This window comes from Verrucosispora sp. ts21, assembly GCF_002879555.1.
In the GTDB taxonomy this organism is placed as follows: Bacteria; Actinomycetota; Actinomycetes; order Mycobacteriales; family Micromonosporaceae; genus Micromonospora; species Micromonospora gifhornensis.
Genome location: NZ_PNOZ01000068.1, coordinates 22,115 through 30,823, shown reverse-complemented (window position 1 = coordinate 30,823; position 8,709 = coordinate 22,115). Strand labels below are relative to the sequence as shown.

Below are 8,709 nucleotides of genomic sequence, written 5' to 3'. Positions count from 1 at the left end.
GGGTTTAGGGCGGGGGTGTGGAACTTGGCGGTGGGGTCGAGGTGGTGCAGGAGGGTGGCGAAGTCGGACCAGCGGGGGTAGGTGGCGGCGATCGCTTCGGGGGCGGTGGTGAAGACCTTGCCCCAGTGTGGGCGGGGTGCGAAGGGGGCCAGGGCCTGTTCCACCTCGGCGACCACCGGCAGCACCCGTGCGGTGTCGGCGATCCAGGTGAAGTGGATCGCGAGGCTGTCGCGGTGGTACTGCGGGCTGAGCCAGAGGTCGTCGGCGGCGATGGTCCGCAGTTCGCTGATCTGCAGCACCGGGGCGATCAGGGGTGCCACCTCGTCCAGGGCGGCAAGCGCGTCGGCCGCGTCGGCGCGGGGCAGGTGGTACTCGGATTGCAGTTCGTCGCCGCTGCTCGGGGTGAAACCGAGCCGGAAGTGCGGCAGCCGCTCGTGCCACGGCCCGGGCACGCCGAGCTGTTCGGTGCAGTTGGCGGTCGGCATGCCGGGCACCGGATGGCAGGGCCGGTCGGCCGCCGTGGTGCCGAGCCAGTCCGCCGGGGGCGCGGGCGCGTCCGCGAGCTGTTTGCGCCAGACCTGGGTGCCGCGCGTCGAGCGCCAGTCGGTGAAGACACTGACGCTGTACGCCGACCCGAGCGCCTCGTCCAGCGCCGGGCGGGGCAGGTCGAGGTGGACGTACTGGCGCAGGTCGAAGGTCGGCAGCACGTCCAGGGTGACCCGGGTGACGATGCCCAGCGCCCCGAGGGAGACCACCATCGCGGCGAAGTCGTCGCTGTCGCGGTGCACGGTGCGCAGCTCGCCGGTGGCGGTGACCAGTTCCAGACCGGCGACGGCGGTGGCCAGGTTGCCGTTGCGCTCGCCGGAGCCGTGGGTGCCGGTCGCGATCGCGCCGGCCACCGAGATGTGCGGCAGGGAGGCGAGATTGGCCAGGCCGTACCCCCGCTCGTGCAGCCAGCTCGCCAGGTCGCCGTAGCGCATAGCGGCCGGGACGTCGACGGTACGGCGTTCCTCGTCCAGCCGTACGTCCGCCGGCAGTCCGGCCAGGGTGACCAGGTCGCCTGTGGTGTCGCCGAGCGGATTGAAGGAGTGTCCGCTGCCCACCGCCCGGATCCGGTCGCTGCCGGCCACAAGTGTCGCCAGCTCCGCCACAGTTGTCGGCCGGTGGTACGCCCGGGCGGAGTACTGGATGTTGCCTGCCCAGTTACGGTGCGTCGGCACTGCGACCCCCTTCTCCGCGGCGGCGGTTACCGCCGGCTCCGTCGGGGAACCCTACGCCGATGAGCAGCTACCGTGATCCCGCCCCTCGTGGCGACGTGTACCCCTCCGAGGAGGAGATCGATCCGGGCGGCAGCGGCGTCGAGCCGGCCAGCGGCCCGGCCGGGGCGTACGCCTCGGATGTGGCGAGCCAGCCCGGCCCGCAACCGAACCCGACGCCTGGACCGGCGCCGACGCCGGTGCCCACCCCGGGGCCGCCGCCGCGGCAGGCGGGCGGCGGCCGGTCGATCGTCAGCCGGCACCTGGACGGCTCGGTGCAGGTGGTCACCGACGTCGACGGCGACGGGGTGGCCGACGTGGTGCAGTTCGACCTCGACGGTGACGGGATCCCGGACGTCACCTACCTGGACAGTGACCGGGACGGTCGGCTGGACACCGTGGTGCGCTCGTCGGTCCGCTGACGTCAGAGCTGGCGCATCACCTCACCGGCGACCAGGTCCAGGTGGTCCAGGTCGCCCAGGTCGAGCACCTGCAGGTAGATGCGCTGGCTGCCGACGGCGGCGTACTGGCCGATCTTGTCGACGACCTCGGCGGGGGTGCCGGCCACGCCGTTCTCGCGCAGCTCGTCGGGCTCCCGGCCGATCGCGGCGGCCCGGCGGGCCACCTCGGCGTCGTCCTTGCCGCAGCAGAGCACCAGCGCGTTGGACCAGACCAGCTCGGTCGGGTCCCGGTCGATGCGCTCGCAGGCCGCCCGGACCCGCTCGAACTGGGTGACGGTGTCGGCGATCGAGACGAACGGCAGGTTGAACTCGTCGGCGTAGCGGGCGGCCAGTTGCGGCGTACGCTTCGCGCCCATGCCGCCGAGCAGGATCGGCGGGTGCGGCCGCTGCACCGGCTTCGGCAGCGCTGGTGAGTCGCTGACCTGGTAGTGGCGGCCGGTGTAGTCGAACGTCTGCCCCGCCGGGGTCCGCCACATCCCGGTGATGATCGCGAGTTGCTCTTCGAGCCGGTCGAACCGCTCCCCCAGCGCCGGGAACGGAATCCCGTACGCGCTGTGCTCGGCGTCGTACCAGCCGGTGCCGATGCCCAGCTCGACCCGTCCGCCGCTCATCTGGTCGACCTGCGCGACGGTGATGGCGAGCGGGCCGGGCAGCCGGAACGTCGCGGCAGTCATCAGCGTGCCGAGCCGGATGGAGCGGGTGTCACGGGCCAGTCCGGCCAGGGTCGTCCAGGCGTCGGTCGGGCCGGGGTCGCCACTTACCGACCCCATCTTCAGGTAGTGGTCCGAGCGAAAGAAGGCGCCGAAGCCCGTCTCCTCGGCGCGACGGGCCACGGCGAGCAGGTCGTCGTAGGTCGCGCCCTGTTGGGGTTCGGTGAAGATCCGCAGTTCCATGAGTCGAGCATAGAAAGCTCACGGCCGTACCGCCCCGACTTGTGCCGCCGGTGTGAGCCACCGGTTGTTTCGAGCCAAGTGGACGCAAATCTTTGCAGTGATTGCAGGCGTCCGCAAGGGCTTGTTCTCCATACAGGGGACTTGTGAATCAGAGGTTCCCAAGCATCGATGTCGCTGTTACGGTCACGCATCATCGCAACTTCTTGCACAACTTGCAGGAAACGTTGACTTCCACCATCTCTGCCTGACCGTCCCCCGAGGAGGGCCCGTGCGAGTTCCCCGTCCCCGCGCCGCGATACCCGCGGCCCTGGCCGCGACACTTGTCGCGGCCAGCCTCACCGTCATCGCCGCCGGCACCACCCCGGCCAGCGCAGCCGAGGTACGCGCCAACGGCGACGCGATCGTCCACCTGTTCCAGTGGCGGTGGGATTCCATCGCCGAGGAGTGCGAAACCAACCTCGGCCCGAACGGCTGGGGCGGCGTGCAGGTCTCCCCGCCCCAGGAACACGTGGTGCTGCCCAGCGCCGAGGGCGCCACCTACCCGTGGTGGCAGGACTACCAGCCGGTGTCGTACCGGTTGGACGCCACCCGGCGCGGCACGAAGGCCCAGTTCGTCGACATGGTCGAGCGCTGCCGCGCGCAGGGCGTGAAGATCTACGTGGACATGGTGCTCAACCACATGAGCGGCACCGGCTCGGCAGGTGCCGGTCCGGGCAGTGCCGGCACGGTCTACGGCAAGTACAGCTACCCGAACCTGTTCGACGACGGTTCCGGCGACAGCTACGGCTACGCCGACTTCGGGCCCTGCTACCGCAGGATCAACAACTGGGGCAACAAGCAGGAGGTCCAGGACTGCGAGCTGCTCGACCTGGCCGACCTCAACACCGCCGACCCCGAGGTGCGGCGGAAGATCGCCAAGTACATGAACGCAGTGATCGACCTGGGCGTGGCCGGGTTCCGGGTGGACGCGGCAAAGCACGTGCAGGAGTCGCACCTGGCCGACATCATCAACCGGCTGCGTGACGTGCCCGGCTTCGGCGGCCGACCGGACCTGTTCCACGAGGTGTACGGCGACGGCACGATCCCCTACACCGCGTACGCGCCGTACGGCGGGGTGACCAACTTCGACTACCAGCGGGCGGTCTCGTCGGCCTTCCGGGACGGCAACATCGCGCAGCTGGGCAACCTGCCCCACTACGGTGGCCTGACCGGGCAGCAGGCGGTGGTGTTCATCGACAACCACGACACCCAGCGCGAGACCCCGACGCTCACCTACAAGAACGGCGCCCGCTACTACCTGGCGGACACGTTCATGATGGCCCACCCGTACGGACGGCCCCAGCTGATGTCGAGCTACGCGTTCGGCTCGGTGCACGGGCAGGGCCCGCCGAGCACCTCCAACGGCACCACCCTGGCCACGGACTGCACCAGCAGCGCCTGGATCTGCGAGCACCGCGACGCGGGGGTGGCCGGTATGCCGGGCTTCCGCAACGCGGTCGCCGGCACCGGCATCGCCTCGGTGGTCACCGACGGCAACGGTCGGCTCGCGTTCGCCCGGGGCAACCGGGGGTACGCCGCCTTCAACGCCACCGGCAGCACGTGGAGCCGCAGCTTCAGCACCTCACTGCCGGACGGCCGGTACTGCAACGTGGGTCGGGGCGCGTACGACCGGTCGACCGGGGCCTGCCCCGGCGGAGCGGTGACCGTCACGGGCGGCAGCTTCAGCGCCGCCATCCCGGCCGACCAGGCGGTGGCCCTGCACGTCGAGGCGCGCCTGGACGGCCCGACCCCGACGGCGACTCCGACCGTCACGCCCACCGCTTCCCCGACCGCCTCCCCGACGCCGACGGCGAGCCCGTCGCAGCCGGCCGGGTCGACCCGCTTCACCGCCACCGTCACCACCAACCCCGGCCAGGAGGTGTACGTGGTCGGTTCGATCCCGCAGCTCGGCTCCTGGAACCCGGCCAACGGGGTGAAGCTGTCCACCACCTCGGGCAGCTACCCGACCTGGAGCGGCTCGGTCGACATCCCGGCCGGTACCGCCTTCGAGTGGAAGCTGGTGAAGGTCGGCAACGGCGTGCAGTGGGAGAACGACCCCAACCGCACCGGCACCGGCGGGACGACCTTCACCGTGACCTGGAACCAGCCGGCCACCAACCCGCCCGGCGAGGCCACGGTCTCCTTCCAGGCCACCGCGAGCACCACGTACGGCCAGCACGTCTACGTCGTCGGTGACCTGCCCGCCCTCGGCGGCTGGGACCCGGCCAAGGGGGTACGACTCTCGCCGACGGCGTACCCGGTGTGGACCGGGCAGCTGAGCCTGCCGGCGGGCACGGCCTTCTCCTACAAATACGTCAAGCGCACCGACTCCGGGCAGGTGGTCTGGGAGTCGGGCGCGAACCGCACCGCCACCGCGTCCGGCTCGGTGACCCTGACCGACACCTGGCGCTGACCGTACCCACCGTGCGGCCCCTCCCGAACCCGATCGGGAGGGGCCGCCCCCGTTGTCCTCACGGTGAGCCGTCGCGCTCTGCGGCGCAGCCGGTCGTGGTGTTAAAGGTCGTGGTGTTAAAAGGGGGCCCTTGCTCTACCGCAGGCGTTAACAAGGTGCCCTTCCTTTCATCAGGGGGTGGCGCGGCGGATGATCAGGTAGCTGACCACGGCGAGCGGCAGGGTCAGCAGGGCGGGCCAGCCGACCAGCAGGGCGGCGCCGGGCTGGTCGGCGAACCAGCCACCGATCGCCGACCACCAGCCCTGCCAGGTGACAAGCACCGCGGAGCCACCGACGGCGACCAGCGTCACCGCCGACAGGGTGAGCATGCCGTTCATCCCCCAGCGCTTGAAGACCACGGCGATGGCGATGCCGACGAAGCCCAGCAGCAGGAACGGGATCGCGAAGCCGAGGTAGCGCAGGACCGGATGCTCGACCAGGAGGAACGGGATGCCGAAGAAGCGCAGGTTCACGCCCCAGCCGTCGGTGGCCTGCTCGATCACGGCCAGCAGGTAGAGAACCGCCGCGTAGACGATCGCCTGACCGACGAAGTGCAGCACGTTGCCGAGGTAGAAGCTGCGGCGGGAGACACCGAGCCCGATCGCGAACGGGAAGTCCATCGTGATGGCGCTGATGCTGGCCACGAACATCACCACGTAGATGCTCATCAGGCCGCCGGTGGTGGGCTCGAAGTCGTCCTTCTCCCCCATCGCGCTGAACAACGCCAGGTTGATGGCGAAGCTGAGCAGCAGGATCGCCCACGGCCAGCCGACCACACTGCGCCAGGCGACGAACTGCATCCGGGCGACGGTCAGGGTGCGGTTCATCGGACGGCCTCCTTGTCGGCCGCGACGGCGCTGCCGGCGTCCGCTGCGGGTCCGTTTGACGACGTGGTCAGGCGTACGACGATGTCCTGGAGCGACGAGGCGACCAGGTCCACGCCCAGTGCGCGGGCCCGCTCGTGCTCGGCCGCGCCGAAGTCACCGCGCACGGTGGCCCGGGCCGTTCCGCCGAGGCGTACCCGGTGCAGTTCGGTGCCGTTGCGGACGAATTCGTCCACCGCCGCGACCGGACCGGAGGCGGTGACCACCTGCCCGCGCAGCGCGTCGGTCTCGCTGTCCAGCAGCAGGCGACCCTGGTCGATCAGCAGGACGTGTTCGATCAGGTCGCTGACCTCGTCGATCAGGTGGGTCGAGAGCACGATGGTGCGCGGCTGTTCGGTGAAGTCGGCCAGCAGCCGGTCGTAGAAGATCTGTCGGGCCACCGCGTCGAGGCCGAGGTACGGCTCGTCGAAGAAGGTCAGCGGGGTCCGGGCGGCCAGTCCGATGACGATGCCGAGCGCGGAGAGCATGCCCCGGGAGAGCTTGCGGACGTTGCGTTGGAGCGGCAGCCGGAGGTCCTCGACCAGCTGCTGGGCGTACTCCTCGTCCCAGTTCGGGTACACCAGGGCGGCGGCCCGTAGCGCGTGCTTGACGCGCAGGTTCGACGGGTAGGTCTGACTCTCCTTGATGAAGGAGATCCGGGAGAGCACCCGCTCGTTCTCGTACGGGTGCTCACCGAAGACGGTGATCTCCCCGCTGGTGGCGAAGATCTGCGCGGTGAGCAGCTGCATCAGGGTGGTCTTGCCGGCGCCGTTGCGCCCCAGCAGGCCGTAGATCCGGTTTTCCGCGAGCGTGAAGCTGACGCGGTCCAGCGCGGTGACGTCGCCGTACCGTTTGGTGAGGTCGGTGACGGTGACCACCGGGCTCATCGGGTCTCCTCCCAATTGTCGATCATGTGTTTGAGTTCGGCCGGGTCGATGCCGAGCTTGCGTGCCTCGGCCACCAGCGGTTGCACGTACTGCCGGGCGAACTCGTCACGGCGGCGGGCGCGCAGCTTGGCGCGGGCGCCGGAGGAGACGAACATCCCGATTCCTCGCTTCTTGTAGAGCGTTCCGTCGTCGACCAGCTTGTTGACGCCCTTGGCGGCGGTCGCGGGATTGATGCGGTGGAAGGCCGCCAGCTCGTTCGTCGACGGCACCTGGCTCTCCTCGGCCAGCGTCCCGTCCAGGATCGAGCTCTCCAGCAGCTCCGCGACCTGCAGGAAGATCGGCCGGCCGTCGTCCATCACACCCGCCGTCCCGCTGCACTCCATCGGTTGGCTGGTTCATTACTCATGTAACTAACCATGCAACCAACACGGCTCGAAGTCAAGGCACGGCAGTCGTCGGCTTCCGGCCACCGGGCAGCGAAGGGGCCGGCCGCCGGGCAGCGAAAGGCCGGTGGCGCCGGGCACGCACCCGGCACCACCGGCCGGCTCAGGCGTACGGCGAGCGGGCGTACGCGGACCGCAACGCGGCCAATCCGGCGGCCTTCGGGCTCAACGTGCCCCAGCCGGAGTTGAAGTAGTTGGTCCGGGCGAGAATCGGCCCGCGCTCCGCGTTGAGCCGGGCGATCGCGGCCGGCACCGTGGCTATCCAGGCCGCCTGGTCCGGGATCTCGGCGACCCGGACCCCCCACTCGGCGACGATCACCGGTCGGGACAGCGCCACCGGACCGAGGTCGGCCACCGCCCAGTCCTTGGTGCGGCGGAACCGGGCCAGCGCGGTGTCCGAGGCGCTCGTCGCGTACACGTTCCACTGCAGGTAGTCCAGGCGCGACATCAGCGACTCCGGGTGGGTGCGCGTGAACGAGGCCCGGTCGAAGCCACCGACGCCGACCGAGAAGGTTGTTCCCGCTGGTAGCGCCTTGACCCGGAACCAGTTGACGATGTACGTCATCGCCTGCACCGCCCGGGCGTCCGACTCCGCCCAGGTGTACGCCTTACCGGCCTCGGTGGTGCCGAACTCGTGGTCGGTGTCGAGTTCGGAGGCGAGTTGGATGTTCACCCCGAAGCCCAGCGTCCGGTACTGCGACAGCGCCCGCGCAAACAGTCCGTCGCACTGCCCCGAGATCACCTGACCGTAGCCGTACGCCTTCGGCCACACGGTCCCCGGGCGCTGCTGGATGGTCATCGCCGGGGCCGGCACCGTGTAGCGCACCCCGTCCACGGTGAAGGTCTGGGATCCGGTGTCACCGGCCCCGTAGTGCTTGAGTTCCAGCACCATGTTCATCTGCACCCCGGACCGGCCGAGGGTGACCAGCCACGGCCGGTTGTAGCCGGGGAAGATGTTGCTGTCGGCGAAGCTGCGGTACTGGGTCAGCGAGCGGAAGTTGCCGCCCGACATGTCGGTCGTCGGGTCGGCGTTGCCGGACAGGTAGTAGCCACCGAGCACCGGCGGAGTGAGGCTGTAGTTGGCGGCGGCGGTGGCGGTCTGCCCGGACGAGTCACGCACCGTGACGGTGACCCGGGGCATCAGGCCACCGCCCGGTACACGGCCACGGTGCCGTTGTCCGACACCCGGGTCCAGGTACGTTTCGAGTCGTCGGTGACGGTGACGGTGAGCGGGTCGATGACGGCGTTGACCTTGGCCGGCGCGCTGCTGTTGCCCTGGGCGTCGGTGACCACGACGGTGACGGTGACGGTCTTGGTGTCGGGATCGCCGTAGGTGACGGTGAGCAGCATCTGGGCACCGGGGGCGTAGCTTGTCGCGTTGAGAGAGGCGGTCACGGTGGGAGCGGCCATGGCAG

General features: G+C 70.1%; 9 protein-coding genes. 2 read left to right on the top strand and 7 right to left on the bottom strand.

The annotated features are described in order from the left end of the window. A partial coding sequence (locus tag C1A38_RS24055) for an FAD-binding protein (RefSeq protein WP_102660002.1) occupies nucleotides 1-1,220 on the bottom strand: 1,220 nt, incomplete at its 3' end. Nucleotides 1,221-1,279: 59 nt separating this feature from the next. Here C1A38_RS24055 and C1A38_RS24050 point away from each other — a divergent pair. Continuing rightward, the gene (locus C1A38_RS24050) at nucleotides 1,280-1,678 is read left to right on the top strand and encodes a hypothetical protein (protein WP_013735311.1); all 399 of its coding nucleotides are present in this window, start codon (nucleotides 1,280-1,282) and stop codon (nucleotides 1,676-1,678) included. A 2-nt stretch (nucleotides 1,679-1,680) separates the two neighbouring features. On the opposite strand, the gene C1A38_RS24045 is transcribed toward C1A38_RS24050, so the two are convergent. Then, a complete protein-coding gene (locus tag C1A38_RS24045) occupies nucleotides 1,681-2,610 on the bottom strand; it encodes an LLM class F420-dependent oxidoreductase (RefSeq protein ID WP_102660001.1) in 930 nt (309 codons plus the stop codon). A 268-nt stretch (nucleotides 2,611-2,878) separates the two neighbouring features. On the opposite strand from C1A38_RS24045, the gene C1A38_RS24040 reads away from it, so the two are divergent. Continuing rightward, the gene (locus tag C1A38_RS24040) at nucleotides 2,879-5,062 is read left to right on the top strand and encodes a carbohydrate-binding module family 20 domain-containing protein (RefSeq protein WP_102660000.1); all 2,184 of its coding nucleotides are present in this window, start codon (nucleotides 2,879-2,881) and stop codon (nucleotides 5,060-5,062) included. Between the two features lie 170 nt (nucleotides 5,063-5,232). Here the strand turns inward: C1A38_RS24040 and C1A38_RS24035 are convergent, their stop codons facing one another. The 5 genes from C1A38_RS24035 to C1A38_RS24015 form a co-directional block, all read right to left on the bottom strand. Further along, nucleotides 5,233-5,928 carry a hypothetical protein gene (locus C1A38_RS24035; protein ID WP_102659999.1) on the bottom strand — a complete coding sequence of 232 codons (696 nt, stop codon included), beginning with the start codon at nucleotides 5,926-5,928 and terminating at the stop codon, nucleotides 5,233-5,235. Beyond that, a complete protein-coding gene (locus C1A38_RS24030; RefSeq protein WP_102659998.1) occupies nucleotides 5,925-6,851 on the bottom strand; it encodes an ABC transporter ATP-binding protein in 927 nt (308 codons plus the stop codon). Before C1A38_RS24030 ends, C1A38_RS24035 begins: the two co-directional genes overlap by 4 nt. After that, the gene (locus tag C1A38_RS24025; protein ID WP_233196994.1) at nucleotides 6,848-7,207 is read right to left on the bottom strand and encodes a GntR family transcriptional regulator; all 360 of its coding nucleotides are present in this window, start codon (nucleotides 7,205-7,207) and stop codon (nucleotides 6,848-6,850) included. Before C1A38_RS24025 ends, C1A38_RS24030 begins: the two co-directional genes overlap by 4 nt. A 190-nt stretch (nucleotides 7,208-7,397) precedes the next feature. Further along, complete coding sequence (locus tag C1A38_RS24020; protein WP_102659996.1) at nucleotides 7,398-8,435, bottom strand: hypothetical protein; 1,038 nt, start codon at nucleotides 8,433-8,435, stop codon at nucleotides 7,398-7,400. Further along, a complete protein-coding gene (locus C1A38_RS24015) occupies nucleotides 8,435-8,704 on the bottom strand; it encodes a hypothetical protein (protein ID WP_102659995.1) in 270 nt (89 codons plus the stop codon). Before C1A38_RS24015 ends, C1A38_RS24020 begins: the two co-directional genes overlap by 1 nt. Nucleotides 8,705-8,709 lie beyond the last annotated feature (5 nt).

Bases quoted from the DNA above. Each gene is read 5' to 3' on its own strand.
- C1A38_RS24050 (WP_013735311.1), top strand. From the start codon at position 1,280: ATGAGCAGCTACCGTGATCCCGCCCCTCGTGGCGACGTGTACCCCTCC.
- C1A38_RS24045 (WP_102660001.1), bottom strand. From the start codon at position 2,610: ATGGAACTGCGGATCTTCACCGAACCCCAACAGGGCGCGACCTACGAC.
- C1A38_RS24035 (WP_102659999.1), bottom strand. From the start codon at position 5,928: ATGAACCGCACCCTGACCGTCGCCCGGATGCAGTTCGTCGCCTGGCGC.
- C1A38_RS24030 (WP_102659998.1), bottom strand. From the start codon at position 6,851: ATGAGCCCGGTGGTCACCGTCACCGACCTCACCAAACGGTACGGCGAC.
- C1A38_RS24025 (WP_233196994.1), bottom strand. From the start codon at position 7,207: ATGGACGACGGCCGGCCGATCTTCCTGCAGGTCGCGGAGCTGCTGGAG.
- C1A38_RS24020 (WP_102659996.1), bottom strand. From the start codon at position 8,435: ATGCCCCGGGTCACCGTCACGGTGCGTGACTCGTCCGGGCAGACCGCC.
- C1A38_RS24015 (WP_102659995.1), bottom strand. From the start codon at position 8,704: ATGGCCGCTCCCACCGTGACCGCCTCTCTCAACGCGACAAGCTACGCC.